The 371-nt window shown below is 65.5% G+C and carries 1 protein-coding gene; it reads left to right on the top strand.

Translation table 11 applies throughout. The features are described 5' to 3' along the window. Positions 1 to 371 (top strand): LysR substrate-binding domain-containing protein (locus tag CYR55_RS23175; RefSeq protein ID WP_241522224.1); only part of this gene is annotated, 371 nt, incomplete at both ends.

The raw sequence follows: 371 nt of genomic DNA, 5'->3' as shown, positions 1-371 counted from the left end.
GAACACTGATAACCTGATAATCGACCTGCTGGAGAAGCGCACCGACGTGGCGATCCGCATCGGCACCCTGCGTGATTCCACCATCCATGCGCGGCTGCTGGGGTGCAGCCGGCTGCGCTTGCTGGCCAGCCCCGGTTATCTGGTGCGCCACGGCACCCCGGCGCAGGTAGAGGACCTTGCGCATCACAGCCTGCTCGGTTTTACCCAGCCGGAATCCCTGAACCAGTGGCCTGTCCGCACCGCTGACGGCGCACGGCTGGTGATAGACCCCGCGCTCTCCGCCTCCAGCGGCGAAACCCTGCGCCACCTGGCGTTACAGGGGGAGGGGATTGTGCAACTGGCGGATTTCATGACGCGTGAGGATTGCCGGC

This window comes from Chimaeribacter californicus (genome assembly GCF_002858675.1).
GTDB classification, from domain to species: Bacteria; Pseudomonadota; Gammaproteobacteria; order Enterobacterales; family Enterobacteriaceae; genus Chimaeribacter; species Chimaeribacter californicus.
The sequence above is the reverse complement of the archived record's forward strand: the minus strand, read 5'-3'. Positions and strand labels throughout refer to the sequence as shown.